Origin of the sequence: Streptomyces sp. NPDC048331 (assembly GCF_043201215.1) — a bacterium.
Lineage (GTDB): Bacteria > Actinomycetota > Actinomycetes > Streptomycetales > Streptomycetaceae > Streptomyces.
This window is the reverse complement of record NZ_JBICYT010000047.1, coordinates 12451-37748: the sequence shown is the minus strand read 5'-3', so window position 1 is coordinate 37748 and position 25298 is coordinate 12451. Positions and strand designations below refer to the sequence as shown.

General features: G+C 72.3%; 23 protein-coding genes, 1 tRNA gene and 1 pseudogene. 14 read left to right on the top strand and 11 right to left on the bottom strand.

Going from position 1 to position 25298, the window contains the following annotated elements:
• Positions 1-4: 4 nt before the first annotated feature.
• Together ACGFYY_RS37125 and ACGFYY_RS37120 are read right to left on the bottom strand one after the other, a co-directional pair.
• Positions 5-1453 carry an ADP-ribosylglycohydrolase family protein gene (locus ACGFYY_RS37125; RefSeq protein WP_393716390.1) on the bottom strand — a complete coding sequence of 483 codons (1449 nt, stop codon included), beginning with the start codon at positions 1451-1453 and terminating at the stop codon, positions 5-7.
• Between the two features lie 338 nt (positions 1454-1791).
• Positions 1792-2778, bottom strand: coding sequence for an ADP-ribosylglycohydrolase family protein (locus ACGFYY_RS37120; protein ID WP_393716388.1), 987 nt, complete (start codon positions 2776-2778; stop codon positions 1792-1794).
• Between the two features lie 259 nt (positions 2779-3037).
• Here ACGFYY_RS37120 and ACGFYY_RS37115 point away from each other — a divergent pair, with 259 nt between their 5' ends.
• The 5 genes from ACGFYY_RS37115 (at position 3038) to ACGFYY_RS37095 (ending at position 11374) form a co-directional block, all read left to right on the top strand.
• On the top strand, positions 3038-3769 hold the full coding sequence (locus tag ACGFYY_RS37115; protein WP_365275081.1) for a VIT1/CCC1 transporter family protein: 732 nt from the start codon (positions 3038-3040) through the stop codon (positions 3767-3769).
• A gap of 373 nt (positions 3770-4142) precedes the next feature.
• A complete protein-coding gene (gltB, locus tag ACGFYY_RS37110; protein WP_393716409.1) occupies positions 4143-8681 on the top strand; it encodes a glutamate synthase large subunit in 4539 nt (1512 codons plus the stop codon).
• Positions 8674-10134 carry a glutamate synthase subunit beta gene (locus tag ACGFYY_RS37105; RefSeq protein ID WP_365275084.1) on the top strand — a complete coding sequence of 487 codons (1461 nt, stop codon included), beginning with the start codon at positions 8674-8676 and terminating at the stop codon, positions 10132-10134. The genes gltB and ACGFYY_RS37105 overlap by 8 nt, the downstream gene beginning before the upstream one ends.
• 218 nt (positions 10135-10352) lie before the next feature.
• The gene (locus ACGFYY_RS37100) at positions 10353-11189 is read left to right on the top strand and encodes a helix-turn-helix transcriptional regulator (protein ID WP_393716385.1); all 837 of its coding nucleotides are present in this window, start codon (positions 10353-10355) and stop codon (positions 11187-11189) included.
• Complete coding sequence (locus tag ACGFYY_RS37095) at positions 11174-11374, top strand: DUF397 domain-containing protein (RefSeq protein ID WP_393716383.1); 201 nt, start codon at positions 11174-11176, stop codon at positions 11372-11374. Before ACGFYY_RS37100 ends, ACGFYY_RS37095 begins: the two co-directional genes overlap by 16 nt.
• Here the strand turns inward: ACGFYY_RS37095 and ACGFYY_RS37090 are convergent.
• Entirely contained in the window at positions 11346-11795 is a 450-nt protein-coding gene (locus tag ACGFYY_RS37090; RefSeq protein WP_393716381.1) for a UTRA domain-containing protein, read from the bottom strand. The genes ACGFYY_RS37095 and ACGFYY_RS37090 overlap by 29 nt on opposite strands.
• Before the next feature lie 135 nt (positions 11796-11930).
• Positions 11931-12347, bottom strand: a complete 417-nt coding sequence (locus ACGFYY_RS37085; protein ID WP_393716379.1) for a hypothetical protein — start codon at positions 12345-12347, stop codon at positions 11931-11933.
• A gap of 206 nt (positions 12348-12553) precedes the next feature.
• On the opposite strand from ACGFYY_RS37085, the gene ACGFYY_RS37080 reads away from it, so the two are divergent.
• The 4 genes from ACGFYY_RS37080 to ACGFYY_RS37065 all read left to right on the top strand — a co-directional run bounded on the left by ACGFYY_RS37080 (position 12554) and on the right by ACGFYY_RS37065 (position 16419).
• Positions 12554-12988 (top strand): GntR family transcriptional regulator, encoded by a 435-nt coding sequence (locus ACGFYY_RS37080; RefSeq protein ID WP_393716377.1) that lies wholly within the window; start codon positions 12554-12556, stop codon positions 12986-12988.
• Positions 12985-13878 (top strand): ABC transporter ATP-binding protein, encoded by an 894-nt coding sequence (locus ACGFYY_RS37075; RefSeq protein WP_393716375.1) that lies wholly within the window; start codon positions 12985-12987, stop codon positions 13876-13878. Before ACGFYY_RS37080 ends, ACGFYY_RS37075 begins: the two co-directional genes overlap by 4 nt.
• The gene (locus ACGFYY_RS37070; protein WP_393716373.1) at positions 13875-14909 is read left to right on the top strand and encodes an ABC transporter permease; all 1035 of its coding nucleotides are present in this window, start codon (positions 13875-13877) and stop codon (positions 14907-14909) included. The genes ACGFYY_RS37075 and ACGFYY_RS37070 overlap by 4 nt, the downstream gene beginning before the upstream one ends.
• Before the next feature lie 214 nt (positions 14910-15123).
• Positions 15124-16419, top strand: coding sequence for a DUF1906 domain-containing protein (locus ACGFYY_RS37065; protein WP_393716371.1), 1296 nt, complete (start codon positions 15124-15126; stop codon positions 16417-16419).
• A 14-nt stretch (positions 16420-16433) separates the two neighbouring features.
• Here the strand turns inward: ACGFYY_RS37065 and ACGFYY_RS37060 are convergent, their stop codons facing one another.
• The 3 genes from ACGFYY_RS37060 to ACGFYY_RS37050 all read right to left on the bottom strand — a co-directional run bounded on the left by ACGFYY_RS37060 (position 16434) and on the right by ACGFYY_RS37050 (position 18420).
• Positions 16434-16943 (bottom strand): pyridoxamine 5'-phosphate oxidase family protein, encoded by a 510-nt coding sequence (locus tag ACGFYY_RS37060; protein ID WP_393716369.1) that lies wholly within the window; start codon positions 16941-16943, stop codon positions 16434-16436.
• Between the two features lie 35 nt (positions 16944-16978).
• Positions 16979-17707, bottom strand: coding sequence for a VWA domain-containing protein (locus ACGFYY_RS37055; RefSeq protein ID WP_365275111.1), 729 nt, complete (start codon positions 17705-17707; stop codon positions 16979-16981).
• Positions 17708-17826: 119 nt separating this feature from the next.
• Entirely contained in the window at positions 17827-18420 is a 594-nt protein-coding gene (locus ACGFYY_RS37050) for a helix-turn-helix transcriptional regulator (RefSeq protein WP_393716366.1), read from the bottom strand.
• Positions 18421-18532: 112 nt separating this feature from the next.
• Between ACGFYY_RS37050 and ACGFYY_RS37045 the strand changes: the two genes are divergently transcribed.
• The 3 genes and pseudogenes from ACGFYY_RS37045 to ACGFYY_RS37035 all read left to right on the top strand — a co-directional run.
• The gene (locus tag ACGFYY_RS37045) at positions 18533-19663 is read left to right on the top strand and encodes an LLM class flavin-dependent oxidoreductase (RefSeq protein WP_393716364.1); all 1131 of its coding nucleotides are present in this window, start codon (positions 18533-18535) and stop codon (positions 19661-19663) included.
• A 3-nt stretch (positions 19664-19666) separates the two neighbouring features.
• Positions 19667-20398 carry a glucose 1-dehydrogenase gene (locus ACGFYY_RS37040; protein ID WP_365275120.1) on the top strand — a complete coding sequence of 244 codons (732 nt, stop codon included), beginning with the start codon at positions 19667-19669 and terminating at the stop codon, positions 20396-20398.
• Positions 20395-21270, top strand: a pseudogene (locus ACGFYY_RS37035) (alpha/beta hydrolase); the annotation flags it as partial. The gene ACGFYY_RS37040 and the pseudogene ACGFYY_RS37035, both read left to right, overlap by 4 nt.
• A gap of 80 nt (positions 21271-21350) precedes the next feature.
• Here the strand turns inward: ACGFYY_RS37035 and ACGFYY_RS37030 are convergent.
• Positions 21351-21424: transfer RNA gene (locus tag ACGFYY_RS37030), tRNA-Trp, on the bottom strand.
• A 42-nt stretch (positions 21425-21466) separates the two neighbouring features.
• Here ACGFYY_RS37030 and ACGFYY_RS37025 point away from each other — a divergent pair.
• On the top strand, positions 21467-22015 hold the full coding sequence (locus tag ACGFYY_RS37025; protein WP_393716362.1) for a hypothetical protein: 549 nt from the start codon (positions 21467-21469) through the stop codon (positions 22013-22015).
• A gap of 104 nt (positions 22016-22119) precedes the next feature.
• On the top strand, positions 22120-22845 hold the full coding sequence (locus ACGFYY_RS37020; RefSeq protein ID WP_393716360.1) for a class I SAM-dependent methyltransferase: 726 nt from the start codon (positions 22120-22122) through the stop codon (positions 22843-22845).
• Here ACGFYY_RS37020 and ACGFYY_RS37015 read toward each other — a convergent pair.
• Genes ACGFYY_RS37015 through ACGFYY_RS37005 form a run of 3 tightly spaced genes read right to left on the bottom strand, consistent with a single transcriptional unit; the run spans position 22826 to position 25286 of the window.
• On the bottom strand, positions 22826-23821 hold the full coding sequence (locus ACGFYY_RS37015) for an acyl-CoA dehydrogenase family protein (protein WP_393716358.1): 996 nt from the start codon (positions 23819-23821) through the stop codon (positions 22826-22828). The genes ACGFYY_RS37020 and ACGFYY_RS37015 overlap by 20 nt on opposite strands.
• Positions 23821-24966, bottom strand: coding sequence for an acyl-CoA dehydrogenase family protein (locus ACGFYY_RS37010; RefSeq protein WP_365275132.1), 1146 nt, complete (start codon positions 24964-24966; stop codon positions 23821-23823). Before ACGFYY_RS37010 ends, ACGFYY_RS37015 begins: the two co-directional genes overlap by 1 nt.
• Complete coding sequence (locus ACGFYY_RS37005) at positions 24966-25286, bottom strand: hypothetical protein (RefSeq protein WP_393716356.1); 321 nt, start codon at positions 25284-25286, stop codon at positions 24966-24968. The genes ACGFYY_RS37010 and ACGFYY_RS37005 overlap by 1 nt, the downstream gene beginning before the upstream one ends.
• Positions 25287-25298: the final 12 nt, after the last annotated feature.

Here is a 25298-nt window from a genome sequence, read left to right as displayed (position 1 = left end):
CGAATCATCCCTTGGGTGAGGTGAGTTCCGTGGCCGCGAGGAGCGCGGCGAGTTCCACGAGGTCGGTGCCGGCGAGGCGGGGGAGCGCGCAGCCGGAGAGGGTGCGGCAGGCCTCGCGCCAGGCGGTGGGGATCGAGTCGCCGCCGCCGAGGGCGCCGGTCAGTGCGCCGGCCAGGGCGGGGGCGGAGTCCGCGACGCGGGACAGGCAGGCGGCGGCCGGGACGGCCTCGGTCATCCTGCCGCGGGCGGCGGTGGCGAGGGCGAGGGCCACGGGGACGGTCTCGGCGGCGGCGATCCCGTAGCTGTAGACGTGGTCGACGATCTCGTGTTCGAGGGTGGGGACGATGGCGAAGGCGCCGCCGTCCTTGTGGGTACGGGCGAGGCGGACGGCGTGCCGGGCGTTGCGGCCGATCTCGGTGGCCTCGGGGAGCTGTTCGAGGGCGGCGTCCACGGCGGCGTCGACGGCGTCGTCGGCGTTGTCGGCGCCGGTGGCGCTCAAGGCGGTGGCGATGGCGGCGGCCATGGCGCGGGCGCCGTGCACCCCGTCTCCGTCCTGGGTGTAGCGGGCGTCGAACTCGGCGAGGTCGGCCGCCGCGCGGGCGTCGCCGGGATGGACGACGGCGAGGACGCAGGCGCGGACGCAGGCGGCGTCGTCGAAGTAGTGCGGGTTGTCGTGGCCGGTGGCCGGCGGGCGCAGGCCGGTGGCGAGGTTGCCGAGGCCGGCGCGTACGGAGATCCGGGCGCGCAGGGGGAGGACGGCGGACTCGACCTCGGGGGCGCGTTCGGCCGCCGCGGCGACCTCGGAGGCGAGGGCGTTCCACGCGAGGTCGATGGCCGCGCGCATCCTTCGCGACCTGCTGAGGTCGCTGAGGAGGACGCCGGCGGCGGTGAGCACGGACTCGGCGACGAAGGCGGCCCATTCGGCGTCGTCGGAGGGGCCGAGGCGCAGCGGTTCGGGGGGCTGGTTGAGGGCGATGGGGACGGGGAGGGTGGTGGTGGCGTTCTGCTCGGCGAAGGTGTCGAGCTCGCGGGTCAGGCGGCGGGTCCACTCGGGCATCCGGCTGGCGCGGTGGCGGGCGGCGGGCCACCCGGCCGCGTCGCCTGCGGCGAGCCCGAGGAGGAGGCCCTCGATCGGGCGGGCCGGGCCCCTTGCCGGGCCGCCTGCCGGGCCGCCTGCGGGGAGCTCGGCGGAGTGGTCCCGGGTCAGGATCCCGGCCCCGGCCCGGACCACGATCCGGGACCCCGTCCCGGGGACGGGAGCGAGGACGCCACCCGCCGGGGTCGGAGCCGGCCCCGCACCCGGGATCGGGTTCGCCGGGCGCGTCGGCGGGGTGCCCGGCGGCGCCGCGGCCGGGGCCTGACCGGCCGGGGTCAGGCCTACGGGCCCCCGCTCGGCCGGGGGCGCACCCCAGGGCTCCGGCTCCGCCGGGGCCACGGACCGTGCCGGCAGCATGCGCGGCGATGCCTCGGCCGGTGCGAGCCGGCCCAGGGGCGAGCCGCCGGGGCCCCGTTCGGCGGGAGCCGGATCCGTGCCGGGGCGGGGGGCCCCGGGGCCCCGTTCGGGGGGAGTCGGACCCGTACCGGGCCGGAAGCCCCCCGGGCCCCGTTCGGCGGGAGCCGGATCAGTCACAGGGCGGAGGAGGTCCTCCGGGCCCCCTTCGGCGGGAGCCGGATCCGTGCCGGGGCGGAGGTCCGGGAGGCCTCGGGTGGCCCGTGCCGGGCCGGTCGGGGGTGGGCTCGGCTCGGTCGGGGGCGCCGGGGGCGTGGTGGTCACGTCGTCCGGGGAGAGGGTCATCGGGCGGCCTCGCATTCCGGGGTGAGGAGGTCCGCGATGTCCAGGACGTGGTAGCCCCGCATCGAGGGGAGGCAGCTGCCGCGGACCGGCCCGATGGCCGAGGACCAGGCGGCGGGGATCGCGGCGGCGCCGGACAGCGCGCCGGCCAGGGACCCCGCCACCGCCGCCGTGGTGTCCGCGTCGCGGCCCATGTTCACGGCGGTGAGGACGGAGGACGGGAAGTCGCCCCGGCAGGCGGCGAAGGCGCCGAAGGCCAGGCCCACCGCCTCGGGAGCCAGGTCGGTCCACGGGTAGCCGCCGATGACCACCGCCGAGCGCACCGCCCGTTCGCCGCGCGGGGCGGCGGTGACCGCCCGGCGCAGGGAGCGGGCCGTCCACGAGTCGGACGGGATGACGGACAGGGCCGCCGAGACCACCGAGGCGGGGGAGCCGCCGGCCATGGCCGCGGCGACGCCCGCCGCGACCGCCTGGCCGCCGTAGATGCCCTCGCCGTCGTGGCTGACCGAGCCGTCGATGGCGACGAGCCGGGCCGCTTCCGCGGGCCGGCCCGCGGCGAAGACGCCGAACGGCGCGGCCCGCATGGCCAGGCCGTCCGACCAGGCGTGCCGGTGCTGGGCCGAGATCGGCGCCGCCAGGCCCCGGCGGAGGTTCTCCAGGGTGCCGCGCTCGGAGAACCCGGCGCCCCGGAACGGGCCTTCGTCGAGGTCGGCGATCCAGTGGTGCCAGGCCCGCTCCACGTGGGAGACGGTGAGCGCCGAGCCGTGGCGGGCCAACAGCAGCCCGGAGAAGATCGCGTACTCGGTGTCGTCCGTGCCCGCCGGGTCCTCCGACACGAACCCCTCGATGCGGCCCCACTTCGCCCGGATCTCCGACGGCTTCATGTTCTCCGCGGGAGCGCCCAGCGCGTCGCCCACCGCGAGTCCGAGAAGAGCGCCCCTGGCCCGTTCGAGGAGGACCTGCGGATTGCATGCAATCAGCTTCATCGGCTCCATGGCGCGCCTCTCCCACCTTCGATGGGGCTCATCATGAGCCCTTGGGGGATTTGTGCCATGGCATGTGGTTTGTCGCCTGTCGCGAAACACCCCGCGAACACCCCCGTCACCCGGTCGCCGACCCGCAAAAGCCCAGGTAAGTACGGCCTTCCTTGCTGGCGGGCGACAGAAATCGTGCGTAGTTTCGAGGTGTTCAGGGGGAGCGGGGCGCGTCTTGGCGTCCGTTCGCACATTTGGGGAGATTTCACGCATGTCCATCATCGACATCGAAGCACCGCTGCACACCGCCCACCGCGACAACCACACCCACCGTGACGTCAACGGTGGATGGCTGCGGCCGGCCGTCTTCGGTGCCATGGACGGGCTCGTCTCCAACCTCGCCCTGATGACCGGCGTGGCGGGCGGCGCCGTCGCCCCGCAGACCGTCGTCATCACGGGGCTGGCGGGTCTCGCGGCCGGTGCCTTCTCGATGGCGGCCGGCGAGTACACCTCCGTCGCCTCGCAGCGCGAACTGGTCCTCGCCGAACTGGACGTGGAGCGTCAGCAGTTGCGCAAGCACCCGATCGACGAGATGGAGGAGCTCGCCGAGCTCTACGTCTCACGCGGGGTCGAGCCGCCGCTCGCCCGCGAGGTCGCCATGCAGCTGTCGCGCGACCCCGAGCAGGCGCTGGAGATCCACGCCCGCGAGGAGCTCGGGATCGACCCCGACGACCTGCCCTCGCCGCTGGTCGCCGCCGTCTCGTCCTTCGGCTCCTTCGCGCTGGGCGCGCTGCTCCCCGTACTGCCGTACCTGCTGGGTGCCACGGCTCTGTGGCCCGCGGTGCTGCTCGCGCTGGTCGGGCTCTTCGCCTGCGGCGCGGTCGTCTCCCGGGTCACCGCCCGGTCCTGGTGGTACAGCGGCGTACGCCAGCTGGCCCTGGGTGGCGCGGCCGCCGGTGTGACGTACATCCTGGGAACCTGGATCGGTGGAGCCATAGGCTGACCGCGGCTGGAGTGAGACACTATGCAGGACGCAACATAAGTAGTCCGTTACCCGGCGGTTTCGATTCCGTGTCCGCCGGGAATCACACCAGGGCTCCGGGCAACGATGCCCGCCCTGCACCGGGACCTCCGCCTCGCGCGATACCTCCGTAGAGCGCCGCGAAAGTCCCCTCTTTCTGCCTCGTGCAGTCCGCATGCTGGAATGACGTATCCGCTTCTCGGGATTGTCGTCATCATGTAATCTGCACGAAATTTCGCAGAGGGCCAACGTCGTCCCTCGGCTATGCACATATGCCACGACGACGACGGGAGAGCCGATGCGTTCCGCATCCACGCACTCCGCGACCGGCCCCAGCACCACCGCCTGGTCGCCCATGGACGGTCGCCCCGCCCAGCAGGGCATGTACGACCCGCGCAACGAGAAGGACGCCTGTGGCGTCGGATTCGTGGCGAACCTCACCGGCGAGGCCACCCACACACTCGTTGAGCAGGCCCTGACCGTATTGCGGAACCTCGAGCACCGCGGCGCGACCGGCTCCGAGCCGGACTCGGGCGACGGCGCCGGAATCCTCAGCCAGGTCCCCGACGCGTTCCTGCGCGAGGTGGCCGGCTTCGAGCTCCCCGAGGCCGGCGGCTACGCCGTCGGTATCGCCTTCCTCCCCGCCGACGGCACCGCACAGGCCGTCGCCGTGGAGCGGATCGAGGCCATCGCCGCCGAGGAGAACCTCACGGTCCTCGGCTGGCGCGAGGTCCCGGTCACCCCCGACCTGCTCGGCAACGGCGCCCGCGCCACGATGCCGGCCTTCTCGCAGCTGTTCGTCAGCAACGGCAGCACGGGCATCGAGCTGGACCGCAAGGCCTTCGTGCTGCGCAAGCGCGCCGAGCGCGAGGCCGGCGTGTACTTCCCGTCGCTCTCCGCCCGCACCATCGTCTACAAGGGCATGCTGACCACCGGCCAGCTGGAGCCCTTCTTCCCGGACCTCTCCGACCGCCGCTTCGCCTCGGCCGTCGCCCTGGTCCACTCGCGCTTCTCCACGAACACCTTCCCGTCGTGGCCGCTCGCCCACCCGTACCGCTTCGTCGCGCACAACGGCGAGATCAACACGGTCAAGGGCAACCGGAACTGGATGAAGGCCCGCGAGTCCCAGCTGGCCTCCGCCGCCTTCGGCGAGGGCGCACTGGACCGGATCTTCCCGATCTGCACCCCGGACGCCTCCGACTCGGCCTCCTTCGACGAGGTCCTGGAGCTGCTCCACCTCGGCGGCCGCTCGCTCCCGCACAGCGTGCTGATGATGATCCCGGAGGCGTGGGAGAACCACACCTCCATGGACCCGGCCCGCCGCGCGTTCTACAAGTACCACTCCACGCAGATGGAACCCTGGGACGGCCCGGCCTGCGTCACCTTCACCGACGGCACCCAGGTCGGCGCGGTCCTCGACCGCAACGGCCTGCGCCCCGGCCGCTACTGGGTCACCGACGACGGCCTCGTCGTCCTGGGCTCCGAGGTCGGCGTGCTCGACATCGACCCGGCCAAGGTCGTCCGCAAGGGCCGCCTGCAGCCCGGCAAGATGTTCCTCGTCGACACCGCCCAGAAGCGGATCATCGAGGACGACGAGATCAAGAACGAGCTGGCCGCCGCCGCGCCCTACGCGGAGTGGCTGGAGACCGGCGAGATCGAGCTGTCGGACCTGCCCGAGCGTGAGCACATCGTGCACACCCACGCCTCGGTCACCCGCCGCCAGCAGACCTTCGGCTACACCGAGGAAGAGCTGCGCGTCATCCTCGCGCCGATGGCCCGTACCGCCGGCGAGCCGCTCGGCTCCATGGGTACGGACTCCCCGATCGCGGCCCTCTCCGAGCGCCCCCGGCTGCTCTTCGACTACTTCACCCAGCTCTTCGCGCAGGTCACCAACCCGCCGCTGGACGCCATCCGCGAGGAGCTCGTCACCTCGCTGCTGTCCTCGCTCGGCCCGCAGGGCAACCTGCTGGAGTCGACCGCCGCGTCCTGCCGCAGCGTCACCCTGCCGTTCCCGGTGATCGACAACGACGAGCTGGCCAAGCTCATCCACATCAACGCCGACGGCGACATGCCCGGCATGAAGGCCGCCACGCTCTCCGGCCTCTACCGGGTCTCCGGCGGCGGCGAGGCCCTGGCCGCCCGCATCGAGCAGATCCGCGCCGAGGCCGACGCGGCCATCGCCAACGGCGCCCGCCTGATCGTCCTCTCGGACCGTCACTCGGACGCCGAGCACGCGCCGATCCCGTCGCTGCTGCTCACCTCCGCCGTGCACCACCACCTCATCGCCACCAAGCAGCGCACCCAGGTGGGTCTGCTGGTCGAGGCCGGTGACGTCCGCGAGGTCCACCACGTCGCCCTGCTCATCGGCTACGGCGCGGCCGCGGTCAACCCGTACCTCGCCATGGAGTCCGTCGAGGACCTGCTGCGCGCCGGTACCTTCCTGTCCGGCCTGGAGCCGGAGCAGGCCATCAAGAACCTGATCTACGCGCTCGGCAAGGGCGTCCTGAAGGTCATGTCCAAGATGGGCATCTCCACCGTCGCCTCCTACCGCGGCGCCCAGGTCTTCGAGGCCGTCGGCCTCGACGACGAGTTCGTCGGGACCTACTTCAACGGCACCGCCACCAAGATCGGCGGCGCCGGCCTGGACGTCGTCGCCAAGGAGGTGGCCGCGCGCCACGCCAAGGCGTACCCCGCCTCCGGCATCGCGGCCACGCACCGCGCGCTGGAGATCGGCGGCGAGTACCAGTGGCGTCGCGAGGGCGAGCCGCACCTGTTCGACCCGGAGACGGTCTTCCGCCTCCAGCACGCCACCCGCAACCGCCGGTACGACATCTTCAAGCAGTACACGGCCCGGGTGAACGAGCAGTCCGAGCGCCTGATGACGCTCCGCGGCCTGTTCGGTTTCAAGTCGGACCGCGAAGCGATCTCCATCGACGAGGTCGAGTCGGTCGCCGACATCGTCAAGCGCTTCTCCACCGGCGCCATGTCGTACGGCTCCATCTCCAAGGAGGCGCACGAGACCCTCGCCATCGCCATGAACCAGTTGGGCGCCAAGTCCAACACCGGTGAGGGCGGCGAGGACCCGGACCGCCTGTACGACCCGGCGCGCCGCTCCTCCATCAAGCAGGTCGCCTCCGGCCGCTTCGGTGTCACGAGCGAGTACCTGGTCAACGCGGACGACATCCAGATCAAGATGGCGCAGGGTGCCAAGCCCGGCGAGGGCGGCCAGCTGCCCGGCCACAAGGTCTACCCGTGGGTCGCCAAGACCCGGCACTCCACCCCGGGTGTCGGCCTGATCTCCCCGCCGCCGCACCACGACATCTACTCCATCGAGGACCTGGCTCAGCTGATCCACGACCTCAAGAACGCCAACCCGGTCGCCCGCATCCACGTGAAGCTGGTCTCCGAGGTCGGCGTGGGTACGGTCGCGGCCGGTGTCTCCAAGGCACACGCGGACGTCGTCCTCATCTCCGGCCACGACGGCGGAACGGGCGCCTCCCCGCTCACCTCGCTCAAGCACGCGGGCGGCCCCTGGGAGCTCGGCCTCGCGGAGACCCAGCAGACCCTGCTGCTCAACGGGCTGCGCGACCGGATCGTCGTCCAGACGGACGGCCAGCTCAAGACCGGCCGCGACGTGGTCATCGCCGCGCTGCTCGGTGCCGAGGAGTTCGGTTTCGCGACCGCGCCGCTCGTCGTCTCCGGCTGCGTCATGATGCGCGTCTGCCACCTGGACACCTGCCCGGTCGGCATCGCCACCCAGAACCCGGTCCTGCGCGACCGCTTCTCCGGCAAGCCCGAGTTCGTCGTCAACTTCTTCGAGTACATCGCGGAGGAGGTGCGCGAGCTCCTCGCCGAGCTGGGCTTCCGCACGATCGAGGAGGCCGTCGGCCACGCCGAGCTCCTCGACACCACCGCGGCCGTCACGCACTGGAAGGCGCAGGGTCTCGACCTGGAGCCGCTCTTCTACGTGCCGGAGCTGCCCGAGGGCGCGGTCCGCCACGCCCTGATCGAGCAGGACCACGGTCTGGAGAAGGCCCTCGACAACGAGCTCGTCGAGCTCGCCGCCGACGCCCTGAACGCGGAGTCCGCCGAGAGCGCCCAGCCGGTCCGCGCCCAGGTCGCCATCCGGAACATCAACCGGACCGTCGGCACGATGCTCGGCCACCACGTCACGAAGAAGTTCGGCGGTGCGGGCCTGCCCGACAACACCATCGACCTGACCTTCACGGGCTCGGCCGGCCAGTCCTTCGGCGCCTTCGTGCCGAAGGGCATCACCCTCCGCCTGGAGGGCGACGCCAACGACTACGTCGGCAAGGGCCTCTCCGGTGGCCGCATCGTGGTCCGCCCGGACCGCGGCGCCGACCACCTCGCCGAGTACTCCACCATCGCCGGCAACACGATCGGCTACGGAGCCACCGGCGGCGAGATGTTCCTGCGCGGCCGCACCGGCGAGCGCTTCTGCGTCCGCAACTCGGGCGCGCTGGTCGTCTCGGAGGGCGTGGGCGACCACGGCTGCGAGTACATGACCGGCGGCCAGGCCGTCGTCCTGGGCGAGACGGGCCGCAACTTCGCGGCCGGTATGTCGGGCGGCGTCGCGTACGTCATCGACCTCGACCCGCACAACGTCAACGTCGGCAACGCGGGCGCCGTCGAGGCCCTGTCCGACACCGACAAGCAGTGGCTGCACGATGTGGTGCGCCGCCACGAGGAGGAGACCGGCTCGACCGTGGCCGCGAAGCTCCTGGCTGACTGGTCCGTCGCGGTGGACCGCTTCAGCAAGATCATCCCCACCACGTACAAGGCAGTGCTCGCCGCCAAGGACGCCGCTGAGCTCGCCGGACTCTCGGAATCCGAGACCACGGAGAAGATGATGGAGGCGGCGACCCATGGCTGACCCGAAGGGCTTCCTCACCACCCCGCGCGAGACCGCCTGCACCCGTCCCGTCGCCGATCGGCTGAAGGACTGGAACGAGGTCTACGTTCCGGGCTCGCTGCTCCCGATCATCAGCAAGCAGGCCGGGCGCTGCATGGACTGCGGCATCCCGTTCTGCCACAACGGGTGCCCGCTCGGGAACCTGATTCCGGAGTGGAACGACTTCTCGTACCGCGAGGACTGGACCGCCGCGTCGGAGCGCCTCCACGCGACGAACAACTTCCCGGAGTTCACCGGTCGGCTGTGCCCGGCCCCGTGCGAGTCGGCGTGCGTGCTCGGCATCAACCAGCCCGCCGTCACCATCAAGAACGTCGAAGTCTCGATCATCGACAAGGCGTGGGACAACGGCGACGTCACCCCGCAGGCGCCGGAGCGGCTGTCCGGCAAGACCGCGGCCGTCATCGGCTCGGGCCCGGCGGGCCTAGCCGCCGCCCAGCAGCTGACCCGGGCCGGCCACACCGTGGTCGTGTACGAGCGCGCGGACCGCATCGGCGGCCTGCTGCGCTACGGCATCCCCGAGTTCAAGATGGAGAAGGTGCACATCAACCGCCGCATCGAGCAGATGCGCGCGGAGGGCACCAAGTTCCGTACCGGCATCGAGGTCGGCCGCGACATCACCGCCACCGACCTGCGCAAGCGGTTCGACGCGGTGGTCATCGCGGCGGGCGCGACGGTCTCCCGCGACCTGCCGGTCCCCGGCCGCGAGCTGAACGGCATCCACTTCGCCATGGAGTACCTGCCGCTCGCCAACAAGGTCCAGGAGGGCGACTTCATGGCGCCCCCCATCACGGCCGAGGGCAAGCACGTGGTCGTCATCGGCGGTGGCGACACCGGCGCGGACTGCGTGGGCACCGCCCACCGCCAGGGCGCGGCCTCGGTCACGCAGCTGGAGATCATGCCCAAGCCGGGCGAGGACCGCAACGCCAACCAGCCGTGGCCGACCTTCCCGATGCTCTACAAGGTCACCTCGGCCCACGAGGAGGGCGGTGAGCGGGTCTACTCCGTCTCCACCACCCACTTCGAGGGTGACGAGGACGGCAACGTCCAGGCCCTCCACCTGGTCGAGGTCGCCTTCGAGGACGGCAAGCTCGTCCAGAAGCCCGGTACCGAGCGCGTCCTCCCCGCGCAGCTGGTCACCCTGGCGATGGGCTTCACGGGCACGGATCAGGCCAACGGCCTGACCCAGCAGTTCGGCCTGGAGATGGACGCCCGCGGCAACATCGACCGCGACGCCTCCTACGCGACCAACGTGGACGGCGTCTTCGTCGCCGGCGACGCGGGCCGCGGCCAGTCGCTGATCGTCTGGGCCATCGCGGAAGGCCGCTCGGCCGCCCGCGGCGTGGACCGCTTCCTGACCGGCAGCAGCGCCCTCCCGTACCCGGTCAAGCCGACGGACCGCTCGCTGATGGTGTAGCCCCCGCAGCACCCCCGCCTCGCGAAGGGCGGGACCCCTCATACGGCCCGTACAACGGCGTACGGAACACCCGGCACAGCGCCCGCCACGTCCCCGACCAGGGGTGGCGGGCGCTGTGGCGTCGGGTAGTCGTATCAATGCGTTCCGCTGAACCGCGGGTGTTGCCCGGACTACGCTTTTCGCGGAGCGAGGGCACTGCGGAAGCGGGGAGTTGGCTCATGGCCAAGCCGAATGGCGAAGGTGGGGCGCAGACGCCGGAGGAGTTCGCCCGAGAGGAACTGCGGGGGAAGCGCGAGGCGGCGGGGCTGACCCAGGAAGGTCTGGGCGAGCGCATCTTCGCCACGGGGGCGTACGTCGGGATGATGGAGAGCGGGCGGCGTCGCCTGCGTCCGGAGATCGCCAAGCTCATCGACAGGGAGCTGAACACGGGGGACTACTTCTTCCGCCTGGCCAGGGCGTTCAAGTCCAAGCACAGTGAATACTTCGCCGATGCGGCCGAGCTGGAGGCGCTGGCGACCGCCATCTACGAATACGCCCCCACGCTGGTCCCGGGGTTGCTCCAGACGGAGGACTACGCCCGAGCGGTCATCCGCGCGACGAGTCCCACCGCTCTCGCGGAGCGCGTTGATGCCCTGGTCGGGGCACGTGCCGAACGGGCGCGACTCCTCGGCGACCCAGAAGCCCCCGAGGTGTGGGTCGTCCTGCATGAGGCGGTCCTGCGGACGGTGGTCGGCGGGCCTGCCGTGATGGCGGCTCAGCTGCGGCGCATTGCTTCGTACGCGCGTGCCCACCGGATCATGGTGCAGGTCGTGCCGTTCGCTGCCGGGGCCCACGGTGCAGTGGGCTCGATGATGACCATCATGCAGTTCGCTGAAGCGCCCGACGTGGCGTACACCGAGGGTCCCTACGCGGGGCAGTTGCTCGACTATCCGGCCCTGGTCCAGCGACACTGGAAGTCGTACGATCTTGCCAGGGCTGCTGCGTTGCCGCCGGAGGCGTCCCTGGCCTCGGTCGAGTCGGTGGCGGAGGAGTACGCGACATGCGTGCGGACGTGAACGGGCTGACCTGGCGCAAGTCCTCGTACAGCAATGGAGACGGCGGCAGTTGCGTCGAGGTCTCCGACGACCTCCCCGGCGTCGTCCCCGTCCGCGACAGCAAGCTGGCCGGCGTCGGCCCGGTCCTGGTCTTCCCGGCCGCCGTATGGGCTCCGTTCATCCGGGCTGTGAAGGGCCGAGCCTGATCTCGTAGCGCACCTGTTGGCGTCCGGCCGGCATGAGCATCACGTCTGCCTGGATGGGGCTGTCCGTGGCGTCGTAGGTGGTGCGGGTCAGGCGGAGGACCGGTTCACCCGCCCCGAGACGCAGTCGCTCACGTTCCTCTTCGCGCGGGATCCGCGCGCCGATGTGCCCCAGGGCGGTCGGCAGCGTCACGGCGCCGCCGCGGATCTTCGCCGCGCCGGCGAGAGCCGTGCCGACGGCGATGTCCCGGGGGCAGTGCTGTCGGTCAACTCCGTCCGCTCGTCGTCGAGTTGGATGAGCCTGTGTCGCGTCACGACCGTACGCCACACGCAGGATGCGCTGACCGCCCCGCAGCCCTGCTGCCGCGGCCTCCTCCGTCCACGCGTCCGCTGCGCCCGGCGGCCGGGCGGTCAGATACGGCATCGACCTGCTGGCCCCCTCCGCCATGCGACGGAGCCCGGGTGCCGATCGGCTGGTCGGTGTGCGTCAGAAGGAGGGCGGTGCAGCGCCCGCCACGTCCCCGACCAGGGGTGGCGGGCGCTGTGACGTGTTTCGGGGCTACTCGGGCTGGGTGACCGTGGCGCCCCAGCGGGTGGTCGGGGTCGAGGCCGTCACCCATGCGACGAATCCGCCGTGGATGCCCGTGCCGAGGGGGACCGTGACGACCGTCGGGTCCGTGCCGGGGCAGTCGACGGTGAAGGGGGCCGGGTCGCGGTCCGGGTGCTCCTCGAGCCGGAACGACACCTCGATGCTCCCGCCGTCGGCGCAGCCGAACGTGATGAACGTGTCCAGTCGCTCGGAGAGACCGCCCGAGACGAAGCCGCTGGAGCCGGCCTGGTCGGCGATCCAGATCAGGCCGTCGGGGCCCGGGTAGCCGATGATCTCGCCCGTCGACGCGGCCTGGGCCGGGCTCGCCGCCAGGACCAGTGCGAGAGCCGGGGCCAGGGCCGCCAGGGCGGTGGTGCGCTTCTTCATGTCGTCCCCCATGTGGTCGTGTCGTCCGTTCGTCGGACACGTCGCGACGCTACCCAGCGGTACCGACATCTGCCTGAGTACGCGTACTCAGTCCGCTCCGTCGTCAATCCGGGCTGCTCGCGGCCGTGTTGACGTCCACTGGCTTGACAGTGATCGGATATGCGTAGTCCTATAGTGCTAGGAAGCTAGATGAATAGAGGTGGACGGTGATCGAGTTTCACCTCGATGCCCGGTCCGGCGTGGCTCCGTACATGCAGCTCATCCACCAGGTGAGGCAGGCCCTGCGGTTGGGGCTGCTGGCCGAGGGGGACCGGTTGCCGACGGTCAAGGACGTCGCCGCTTCGGTGGCGATCAACCCGAACACCGTGCTCAAGGCGTACCGGGAGCTGGAGTACGAGGGGCTGGTCGCCAAGAAGCCGGGGGTCGGGACGTTCATTTCCGGGACGCTCGGCGACGACTCGATCGCCGAGCACGAGCCGCTGCGCCGGGAGTTGCGGCTGTGGCTCGACAAGGCGCGGGCCGCCGGGTTGGACGAGGAAAGCATCGAGGCCCTGTTCCTGAGCACCTTCCGCGCCGCCCGCACCGGCACGGACCCGCACCCGCACCCGCACATCCGCACGCACAACGAAGAGGAGAAATGACCGCCATATTGGAAGCCCGCGCGTTGGGCAAGCGGTACGGCCGCAAAGAGGCGCTCAGTGACTGCACCCTGAGCCTGCCGTCCGGGCGGGTCGTCGGGCTGGTCGGGCCCAACGGGGCCGGGAAGTCGACCCTGTTGCAGCTGGCCTGCGGACTGATCGGCCCGACCTCCGGCAGCATCGAGGTGCTCGGCGGCCGGCCCGCGTCCGGGCCCGAGCAACTGGCCAAGGTCGGTTTCGTCGCCCAGGACACGCCCACGTACGCGGGGCTGTCCATCGCCGACCACCTGAAGCTGGGCGCACGGCTCAACCCGGGGTGGGACGCGCAGCTCGCGCAGGACCGGATCCGACAGCTCGGACTGGAACCCGCGCAGAAGACCGGGAAGCTCTCCGGCGGCCAGCGCGCCCAGGTCGCGCTGACCCTCGCCGTCGCCAAACGGCCCGAGCTGATCATCCTCGACGAGCCCGTCGCCGCCCTGGACCCGCTGGCCCGGCGGGAGTTCCTGCAGAGCCTGATGGAGGTCGTGGCCGAACACGGCACCACCGTCGTGCTCTCCTCGCACCTGGTCTCCGACCTGGAGCGGGTCTGCGACCACCTGGTCTCGCTCGTCGCCTCGCGGGTCCAGGTGGCGGGGGACGTCGACGACCTGCTCGCGAGCCACTTCCGGCTCACCACCGCGCGCCGCGACGCCGCCACGCTGCCCGAGGGCATGCGCGTCATCCAGGAGACCCACACCGAGCGGCAGAGCACCTTCATCGTCCGGGCCGAGAAGCCGGTCCAGGATCCCTCCTGGGTCCTGGAGCCGCTCGACCTGGAGGACCTCGTCCTCACCTACATGAGCCGGGCCACGGCCGGGTCCGGCCCCCGATCCACCCGGGAGAACCAGCGATGATCTGGCTGACCTGGCGCCAATACCGCGTCCAGACCCTCGCCGCGCTCGCCGTCCTGGCCGCGGTCGCGACATTCCTCGTGGTCACCGGCCTCCAGATGCGCGAGGTCTACGACAGCACCGTCGCCAACTGCGCCGGCGACTGCGCATCGGCCAAGAACGCACTGGTCGTCGAGTACCAGACCCTGACCTACTACGTCACGAGCCTGCTGCTCGCCGCGCCCGGCATCATCGGGATCTTCTGGGGCGCCCCGCTGATCGCCCGTGAACTGGAGACCGGCACCCACCGGCTCATCTGGAACCAGAGCATCGGTCGCGGTCGTTGGCTCCTGGCCAAGCTCGGGGGCGTCGGCCTGATCGCCGTCGCCGTCACCGGGGTGCTCAGCCTCCTGGTGACCTGGTGGGCCGCCCCCATCGACCGGGTCAACCTGGACCGGTTCACCGCCCTCATGTTCAGCGGCCGCGCGATCGTCCCCCTCGGCTACGCGGCGTTCGCCTTCACCCTCGGCGCCACGGCCGGACTCCTGATCCGACGTACCGTGCCCGCGATGGCCGCGACCCTCGTCGTCTTCGTCGCCGTCCAGATCTTCGTACCCTTCGCGATCCGCCCGCACTTCGTGACGCCCGAACACACCGATGTGACGCTCAAGTCCCTCGTCATGGCGCCGGTCGGCGGAGGCGAGGAGTCCGGTGCGCCGAAGGAAGGCTGGAACGGGAACCACATCCAGCTGAAGGGTTCCGGCGATGACGCCTACCTCCGGGTCGGGGTCCTGCGGCCCGGGGTCTGGGTCGTGTCGGCCCCGGCCGCACTGCTCGACCCGTCCGGCCAGGAGGTCCGCGGTGCCCGCGGCTGCGCGGAGCGCATGACGGAGCCGTTCGACTGCTTCGCCACGTCGGACCTGCACATCGAGGTCGACTACCAGCCCGCCGACCGCTACTGGACCTTCCAGTGGATCGAGACCGCGATCTTCCTCGCACTCTCCGGACTGCTGGCCGGGTTCTGCTCCTGGTGGCTACGCCGCCGGGCCGCCTGACCGGGGACGGGGGAAAGGGCGGCCGAAGCCAACGCAACTGGCTTCGGCCGCCCCCTCGACCCTACTCCGCCCGCGGTGACGGGCCCGGGCCCGTGTCACTCGTGCAGGTGACGCGCGTCGGCGGGCCGGGCTGGGCGGGAATGGGCCGGACGGGCCAACTGCACTCCGGGTGGGCACGGTTCATCCGGGTCGGCGTCTGGTACCCCTCTGGATCATGGCCCCCATCCGAACGCTGCTGAGCGGCCTGCTCGGCGCCGCCCTGCTGATCCCCGGCACGTCCGTCGGCGCCGCTCCGGTCGCTCCCGCCGCCGACGACGGTCGGACCGTCGACTACCGAGGACTGCGCCTCGGCCTCCCGGCCGGCTGGCGGGTCGTCGACCTCGACCGGAATCCCGACGCCTGCGTGCGCCTGGACCTGCCCACCCTGTACCTCGGCCACGCCGGCACCCAGGCCGAGTGCACCGGCCGGGCCGTCGCCGGCCGCGCCGACACCCTGCACCTGGAACCCCTCGACGGGGCCCCGGAACGCGCCGACGTCCCCACCGTCGCCGTGGACTCCTGGCGCGCGCTGCGTGAGCTCCCGGCACGGTCCGGCAGCAACGAGCTGCGGTACGCCCTGCACCGGCCCGGGGTCATGGCCACCGTCTCCTACGGTGCGACGCCCGACGGCGTACGCACGGTACTGGAGCGGGCCCGCAGAGTGGCGCCGCCGCCCGTCGGGAGCCCCGTCGTGGCGGTGCCGGCCGGCGGCGGTGGGCCCGTCAACGCCCAGAAACCCTTCAAGGGGGAGGGCTTCGACGCCTGCACCGCTCCCGCCCAGAAGACCATGGACACCTGGCGGGCCGCCTCCCCCTTCGGCGCGATCGGCGTCTACATCGGCGGCCGGGCCCGGGCCTGCGCCCAGCCGCGCCTCACGGCCCGCTGGGTGGAGCGGCAGGCCGCCAAGGGCTGGCACCTGATGCCGATCTGGGTGGGCCCGCAGCCCTGGTACAACGCCGGCACCGGCCTGTCCACCGACCCCTCCGAGGCCGACGGGCAGGGCCGGGAGGCCGCCGAGGGCGCGGCGGCCGCGGCCCGGTCGCTGGGCCTGGCCGAGGGCACGGTGCTCTACAACGATGTGGAGAGCTACACGGACCGCGCCACCTGGGACGCCCCGGTCGTGGCCTATCTGACCGCCTGGACGGACCGGTTGCACCAACTGGGCTTCCGCTCCGCCGCCTACGTCTCGGTGAGCTCCGGGGTCAAGGCGCTGAGCGCCCACTACCACCAGGCCCCCCAGGCCATGCCGGACGTGCTCTGGGCCGCCCGCTGGAACCTTTCGGCCACCGTCGGAGATGCCGACATGGGCCTACGGAAGGGCACGGCCAAGTGGGCCGGCCCGCGCCGGGCCCACCAGTTCCGCGGCGACCACAAGGCCACCTACGGCGGGCTCACCCTCACCATCGACCGCAGTTGGCTGGACATCGACCCGACCGTCCTCGCCCGGAAGGACAAGAAGCCGACGGCCTGAGGGAGCGAGCGGGACTATGCGGCCGGGTCCTCGCGGGGTGGTTCGTCGTCGTCGCCCCGGCGCAGGGTGCGCAGGCCGTGCTCCGGGGTCCACGAGCGCACCACCAGGTCTTCGCCCTGCACCCAGACGTGGACGACCTCGGTCAGATCGGCGTGGAAGAGGTGGAACGGGTGCGGGATCTCGGTCTCCTCCGCGTACCGGTGCAGTTCCGGCGGGTCCACGAGCTCCACCGCGCGTCCTGAGATCCGTACGTCCCCGTGCGGCATCTCCTCGCCCGCGCCCGGGTTGGTGTGCAGGGCGAAGCGCGGGTCGTGCTGGAGGTCCCTGGCCTTCATCGAGCCGAACATCATGCCGAGCCACAGCTCCCCGCCCCGGATGTCGACATTCAGCCCGGTCGCACGAGGGGAGCCGTCCTTGCGCAGGGTGGCCAGGACGTGGTGCGGGTACTGTGCGAAACGGGCCTGGACGGCCGCAGCGAACTCCGGTTCCGCCTTCTCGAAGACTGCCCAGCTGGTATGCGTCATACGTCCATCAAAGCGCGGGCACCGCTGGTCACCGGTCAGGCGCGCACGATGCCCGCACTCCGCGCCGCCGCCAGCCAGGCCGGGAAGTCCCCGACCAGGCGGTCGTACAGTTCCCCGTCCGGCACCCTGCGGGGGTCCGCTCCCGCGTGGAAGTAGCCGGCGTTGTCCACGGCCCGCTGCGCCGGTACCGGCAGCTCGTCCAGCCGGCGCAGGAAGTCGAACTGCGTGCTGCGCGTGTTGCCGAAGCCGACGAACTGCCAGAAGAGCGGCAGCCGGGCCGCCTTGCACAGGTACCGTTCCGCCGCGAGCTTGTTGATCGGTCCGCCGTCGGTCTGGAAGACGACCAGGGCCGGAGCCGTCGCGCCCGAGTCCAGGTAGTGGTCGATGACCGCGTCCATCGCGGCGTGGTAGGCCGTCTTGCCCATGTGGCCCAGCCGGGAGGCGATCTCGGTGACCCGGCCCTCGTGCCCGGCCAGGGAGATCTCCTCCACCGCGTCGACCTCGGTGGAGAAGAAGACCACCGGTACGCGGGCGTCGTCGTCCAGGTGCGCGGACAGCCCGAGCACCCGGTCCGCGAGGGCCTGCACGCTGCCGTCCGCGTAGTACGGCTTCATCGACCCGGAGTAGTCCAGGACCAGGTAGACCGCTGCTCGTCCGCCCTCCATCCCGTACTTGCGCAGGGAGACCCCGGCGCTCTTGTAGAGGCTCACGAGCGCCGGAGCCGTCTCCTCGACCTTGCGGAGGTTGATCGCACTGCCCGTCATGGGGCGAGGGTACGGCAGCGCGCCGCCCCGTCAGCCCGCCAGGGTGAAACCGAGGTCGGCCGCCTGCCGCGCCTGACCGTGCACCGCGACGGGCCGCCGCTGCTGTACTTCCGGCGCTCCTACGGCAGCTTGCCGAGCCCGTCGGGTCCGTTCAGCGCGTCGATGTCGTCGAGCATGGCGGCCGCGAGGTCGCGCTCGGAGGCGTAGTACCGCTCCGCCCACTTGAGGGTGAGCGTCGGGTACGCCCAGGCGCTCTCGTCCTTCGCGCCCTCCCCGTCGGCCACCGCGCGACGGCGCATCTCCTCCGCGAACTCCTGGTGCCGGCCCAGGACTTCGCGCATCTGCTCCGGCTCCAGCAGGTGGCCCAGCCACAGTCGCAGCATCGGCCCGTGCTTGAGGACCGGCGGGTCGACGGGGGCCTCGCGGGCCCACTCCCGGACGGCCGTCATGCCCTCGTCCGTGATCCGGTAGACCCGCTTGTCGCGTGTCCCGGTGTCCTGGGACACCAGTCGCGAGGAGGCGTAGCCCGCCTTCTCCAGGCGCTTGAGCTCGCTGTAGATCTGGCTGAACGACGGGCTCCAGTAGAAGAAGCGCAGCGACCGGTCCGACCACTTCTTCAGGTCGTAACCGGAGAGCTCCTCGCCGAAGGAGAGCAGCCCGAGCACCGCCCAGCTGGTCGCGGGGAGCGTGCGCCTGTTCGTCTCGTCTGCCACGCAGCGCAGTCTACGACCGGTCCCGACGGCACCCTTCCCTGTGTGACGTATGACTGCTAGAAGTATTTCTATTAGAAATAATGCTCCTGGAGTCGGATGGAGGGACCCCACCGTGAAGTTCTCGATGATCTTCGAGGCACAGCTCGTCGACCCCACCCCCGAACGCGAGCGTCAGGTCATCCACGAATGCGTCGAACAGGCCGTGTACGCCGAGGAGATGGGCTTCGATCGGATCTGGGCCGTCGAGCACCACTCCCTGACCCGGTACGCGCACATGAGCGCCTCCGAGATCTTCCTGACCTGGGTGGCCGCCCGCACGAGCCGGATCCGCATCGGCCACGGCGTCGTCACCATGCCCTTCGGCTACCAGCACCCGGTGCGGGTCGCCGAGCGCGCCGCCATGCTCGACGTGCTCTCCGACGGCCGCGTCGACATCGGCGCCGGGCGCGGCGCCACTCGCCAAGAAATGGCCATGTACGGGGTCAGGCCCGAGGACACCTACCCGCAGATGGAGGAGGCGCTGCGGATCTTCTCCTCCGCCTGGAAGGAGGAGACCTTCGAGTGGCACGGCTCCCTCGACATCGGGCCCGGCGCGATCCTGCCCCGCCCGGTCCAGGACCCGCACCCGCCGCTGTTCATGGCCTGCTCCCAGCACGACACCCTGAAACTGGCCGCCGAGCTCGGCATCGGGGCCCTGGTGATGGGCTTCGCCGGCGCCGACGACGTACGCACCATGCGCAAGGTCTACGACGAGGCCATCGCCACGCGCGACGGCGAGCGCCTCGTCTCGACCGAGGTCAACGACCACCTCTCCGCCCTCTGCCCGACCATCGTCCTCGACGACGCCGAACGGGCCCTGCGACTGGGCACGCGTGGGCAGCGCTTCTTCGCCGAATCCATCGCCCACTGGTACGGCAACGGACCCGAGCCGACCGGGTACGCGGACGACGAGAGCGCCGACTCCCATGTGGCGGCCCTGACCAGGGGTCGGGAGGAACTCGTCGCCAAGCTCCACGAGGCGAACATCCCCGCCCGCCCGGTCGACACCGGCACCTACAACGCCGAGCACGCGTACGGCGACGCCGACACCGCCATCGCCTACGTCGAGCGGCTCCGCGAGATCGGCGTCGACGAGGTGATGTGCCTGATCCAGATGGGCACCGTCCCCCAGGAGGCGTGCATGGAGACCATCCGCCAGTGGGGCCAGAAGGTCATCCCGCACTTCCGCGCCCTGGAGGGCTGAGCCATGGGGAAGCAGCTCGACGACAAGGTCGTCGTGATCACCGGCGCCGGGCGAGGCCAGGGCGCCGCCGAGGCCCGGCTGTGCGCGGCGGCCGGGGCCCGGGTCCTCGTCACCGACGTACGGGAGGACGAGGGGAGGGCGGTGGCCGCCGACCTCGGCGACCAAGGGCTGTACGTCCGCCACGACGTGGCCGACCCGGCGAGCTGGGCGACGGTGGTGAAGGAAGCGGTCCGCGCCTTCGGCACGATCTCGGCCCTGGTCAACAACGCGGCCCTGTGGCGCACCGCCCACGTGGAACAGCAACGGCTGGAGGACTTCGAGGCGCTCCTACGGGTCAACCTGCTCGGACCGTTCCTCGGCATCCAGGCGGTCGCGCCGGTGCTGCGCGCGGGCGGCGGCGGCTCGATCGTCAACATCTCCTCCACCGCCGGACTCGTCGGGATCCCCGGCCATGCCGCCTACGGATCCACCAAGTTCGGGCTGCGCGGACTGACCCGGTCGGCGGCGCTCGACCTCGCCCGGGACCGGATCCGGGTCAACTCGGTGCACCCGGGGGCCATCGACACCCCGATGGTGGCCGAGGCGGTGGCCGGCCGGGACTGGTCGCACGTACCGCTGGGGCGGATGGGCCGCCCGGAGGAGGTCGGGGAGCTGGTCCTCTTCCTCTGCTCGGACGCGTCCTCGTACGTGACGGGCGGCGAGTTCACCGTGGACGGGGGGATGACGACGGCATGAGCGACCTCCACGCACCCGACCCCCGCACCCCCGACCCCCGCACCCCCGACCCCCACACCCCCTGCCCCCGCACCCCCGACCCGCTCTCGCCCGAGGCCAGAGCGCTGTGCGACGCGATGAGCGCCGGCTTCCCCGGCCCGGGCGACGTCCACGCCCTGCGGGCGGCCGCGGCCTCCGGAGCCGGCCGCGCCGGCCCGGCCATGGCCTCGGTGACCGACACCGACGCGGGCGGGGTGCCGGTCCGGATCTACGATCCCGCGCCGGGCCCGGCCGACCGGCCCCTGATCGTGTACCTGCACGGCGGCGGCTGGGTCATGTGCGGCCTGGACTCCCACGACACGACCTGCCGCTCCCTGGCCCGGACCGCGGGCGCGGTGGTCGTCTCGGCGGACTACCGGCTCGCCCCCGAACACTCCTGGCCGGCGGCTCCGGACGACGCGCTCACCGTCCTGCTCTGGGCGCGGGAGCGGGCCGGCGCGCTCGGCTGCGACCCCGGCCGGGTGGTGGTGGCGGGGGACTCCAGCGGCGGCAACCTCGCGGCCGTGACCGCCCTGCGCGCCCCCGAACTCGTCGCGGGCCAGGTGCTGTTCTATCCGCCGCTGGACGCCCGGATGGAATCCGCCTCCGTGGAGAGGTACGCGGAGGGCTACTTCCACACCGCCGCCCACATGGCCTGGTACTGGGACCGGTACGGCGGCGACCCGGAGCACCCGCACGTCTCGCCGCTGCGCGCCCCCGACCTGTCGGGCCTGCCGCCCGCCCTGATCGTCCTCGCCGACTGCGACGTGCTGCGCGACGAGGGCCTCGACTACGCCCGCCGGCTGGCGGCGGCCGGCGTCGACTGCACGCTCCAGCTCCACCCGGGGGTCTTCCACGGCTTCCTGGGCCTGCCGCTCCCGGCGGGCGCCGCCGCGCTCCGGGCGGCCGGGGCCTGGGTGGCGGGGGTGGGAAGGGCGGGGCGGCCGGACTCGAACCGGCGTCCTCCTGCAGTGGAGCAGGCGCACTGCCTCTGTGCTACGACCCCGCCCAGGTGACGGATCCTATCGACTCCCCGGGCATGATGTGTCCATGGCTGAAGTGATACGGAGGCTGCCGGGCGCGGTCTTGCGCAACTGCCTCCTCCTGGCAGCGGAGTTCGGTGCGATCTGGCTGCTACGGGGCCCCGAGGGTGCCTGGATCCCGGTCCTGCTGGCCGTCTTCGTCCTCGGCGCGGCCGTACCGCACGGCACCGCCGCGGAGTTCGTCGCCCGCACCTGCGTCGCACTCCTCGCGGTCGGCATCGCGGTGGCCGGCGGGATCGCCTGGGACCGGCACACCCTCCATGACCGCGGCCGAGAGGAACAGGCGGTCGTCGCCGAGCGGACCGTGGGGCGGGACGGCTCGACCCCCTCCCCGTCGCTGCGGCTGCGCACGGAGGCCGGCCGGAACCTGCCCGGCCCGGTGGCCGCGGACCTTCCGGTCGGCGCCCGGCTGACCGTGACGGTGGACCCCGACGGCCCGGCCTGGGCCGTGGGCGGGCGCCCGGACCGCCCGCTCCTGCCGCCGGTCGGCACCGGGGCCCTGATCCTGCTCCAGACCGCCCTCGTCGGCCGGATCTCCCTGCGCCCCCGGACCTGAAAGGCGTCCCTCCCCGAGAGGGCCCGCCCGCGCCCGCATCGCCCTTCGCATGGCGCAAGTACCGTGTTCTTGTTGTCGATTGCTTGATCGAAAACAATGGACGCATGACCACACGTGCCCGTTCCTTCGATGCCGCCGCCGCTTCGTACGCCGCCCACCGCCCCAGCTACCCTCCGGCCCTCTTCGACGCCGTCGAGACCCTCATCGGTCGGCCGCTCGCCGGAGCCCGGGTGGCCGACGTAGGAGCCGGGACCGGGATCGCCACCACGCTCCTGCGCGAGCGCGGGGCCGAGGTCGTCGCCGTCGAGCCCGGGGACGGGATGGCCGCCGAGTTCCGCCGCACCCACCCCGACATCCCGATCGTGCGCGGCGACGGGGACCGGCTGCCGCTGGCCACGGACTCCGTCGACCTGATCACCTACGCCCAGGCCTGGCACTGGACCGACCCGGTCCGCTCCGTGCCCGAGGCCCGGCGGGTGCTGCGCCCCGGCGGTGCGCTCGCGGTCTGGTGGAACGACTCGGACCCCACCGTCCCGTGGATCGCCGAGCAGGAGGAGCGGCTGCGCGTCTTCTTCGAGGTCGAGGGGGAGACCCACCGCACCCTGCCCGAGGGGCTCGGCGAGTTCACCACCCGCTCGGTGACGTGGACCCGGCGCATCACGCTGGACGACCACCTCGCCAACCTCGCCAGCCACTCCGCCTTCCTGGTCCTGGGCGAGGCCCGCACCCGCGCGTACTTCGCGGGGGAGCGGGAACTCCTGGACGGGCTCTTCCCGGACGGCGTCGTCGAGGAGCAGTACGTCGTGAGCCTCAACGTCGCGACGGTGTGAGGGAGCGCAGCACCTCGGCCCGACAGGCCGACGGGGTTCCCCAGGCGTCGCGCAGGGGGCGCGCCTTGCGCAGCCACAGCGACAGGTCCAGCTCCTCGGTGTAGCCCACCGCACCGTGGAGCTGGAGCGCCGTCATCGCCGCCCGGTACGACGCCTCGCCGGCCGCCAGCTTCGCCGCCGCCACCTCGCCCGGGCCCGGCGACAGGGCCGCCGCCCACACCAGCGGGCGCGCGAACTCCAGGTCGAGCAGGGTGTCCGCCAGCCGGTGCTTGACCGCCTGGAAGCTCCCGATCGCCGTCCCGAACTGCGTGCGCTGCTCGGCGTACTCCACCGTCCTGGCCAGCAGTGCCTCGCCGACGCCCAGGCACTGGGCGGCCGTCAGCAGCCGGGCCCACCGTCCGGCCACCTCGGCCGCCCGGGCCACCGCCGGTCCCGCCGCCAGCAGTTCACCGCCGCCGCCCGGCGGGAGGGACAGCCGGCGCGCGGGGTCCGTGGACCGGATCGGCGCGCCGGGGCCGGCCGCCAGCCGCAGTTCGCCGGCCGGGGACACCGTGAAGCGGTACGTCGCCGCGTCCGCGTCCAGTGCGTACGGGCTGCCGCCCGGCAGGGTCAGCGTGGCCGAGGCCTCGCCCCGCGCCAGCCCCGGCAGGAACCGCTTGGCGAGCGCCTCGTCCGCCGACTCCGCCAGTAGCACCGACACCGCGGCGCTCTCCACCAGCGGCCCCGGCACACCGGCCCGACCCAGCTCGACGAAGCCGAGCGACAGCTCCAGCGGGAGCAGGCCCACGCCTTCGTAGGCCTCCGGCACGGCCAGCGCGAACAGACCCGTCTCCGCGAGCCGGGCCCATAGCGCCCGCCCGGGCTCGGCGTCGCCGCCCGCCCAGGCCCGTACCGCCGCCGGGACCTGCGCCGCACTCAGCAGGGAGCGCACCGTACGGGCGAAGTCCGACTGCTCGTCGGTCAGCAGGAAGCGCATCAGCGGCGGCCCTTCGGGAGGCCGAGCAGCCGCTCGGCGATGATGTCGCGCTGGATCTCGTTCGTCCCCGCGTAGATCGGCCCGGCCAGGGAGAACACCCACGGCTCGGCCCACTCACCCTCCGCCAGCTCCGCGTCCGCGCCCAGCAGGTCCAGAGCCGTCTCGTGCAGGGCGATGTCGTACTGCGACCAGAACACCTTGTTCAGGCTGGACTCGGCGCCGATCGTCCCGCCCGCCGCGAAGCGGGAGGCGTTCGCCCAGGTGAACAGCTCGTACGCGCGGGCCCCCACCACCGCGTCCGCCACCCGGTCGCGCAGCGCGGTGTCGGACGGGTCCCCGTGCGCGTGCCACAGCCCGACCAGCCGGTCCGCCGCCGCCAGGAAACGGCCGGGGGAGCGCAGGGTCAGCCCGCGCTCGTTCCCGGTCGTCGACATGGCGATCCGCCAGCCCTGCCCCGGCTCCCCGATCACGTCCTCGTCCGGTACGAACACCTGGTCCAGGAAGAGCTCCGCGAAGGCCGGCTTGCCGTCGAGCCGGCCGATGGGCCGCACCGTCACCCCCGGCGCCCGCAGGTCGAACATCAGATACGTCAGCCCCTGGTGCGGTTTCGGGGTGTCCGGGTCGGTACGGAAGATCCCGAAGGCCCGGTCCGCGAAGGCCGCCCGCGAGGACCAGGTCTTCTGCCCCGACAGCAGCCAGCCGCCCTCCGTGCGGACCGCCCGCGACGACAGCGACGCCAGGTCGGACCCCGCCTCGGGCTCCGACCAGGCCTGCGCCCAGATCACCTCGCCGCTCGCCATCGACGGCAGCACCCGCGCGCGCTGCTCCGCGCTCGCGTGGTCGAAGAGGGTGGGGGCGAGGAGGTTGATGCCGTTCTGCGAGACCCGGCCGGGCGCGCCCGCCGCCCAGTACTCCTCCTCGAAGACCAGCCACGTGACGATGTCCACGCCCCGGCCCCCGTACTCCTCGGGCCACGACACCACCGACCAGCGGTCCGCGTGCAGCAGCGCCTCCCACTCCCGGTGCGCCGCGAAGCCCTCGGCCGTCTCCAGGGAGGGCAGGGGCCGGGCCGGGACATGGGCCCGGAGCCAGTCCCGGGCCTCGGCCCGGAAGGCCTCCACAGCGGCCGTGTGCGTGAGTTCCATCAGGTGTTCGCCTCCTTCAGGGCGGCGATGTCGACGCCGCCGAGCGAGTCCGCCGCGGTCTCCGCGTTGTGCGGGTGCGCCAGGTGGTGCGGGCCGAACACCGCGTCCATGCCGGGGTGCAGGCCCTGGAGGTCCTCGGCCTGGTGGACGGCCCGCTCGGTCAGCGCCGGTCCGAAGGCGGGCATCCCGGCGATCCGCAGCGCCAACCGCTCGGTCTCGGCCTCCAACTCCGGTTCCGCCACGACCCGGCCGACCACCTTCACCTCCGGGTCCTCGGCGCCCCGGTAGAAGGCGTCGTCGGGCGGGCGGTCGTCGGGCATGCGGCGTCCATC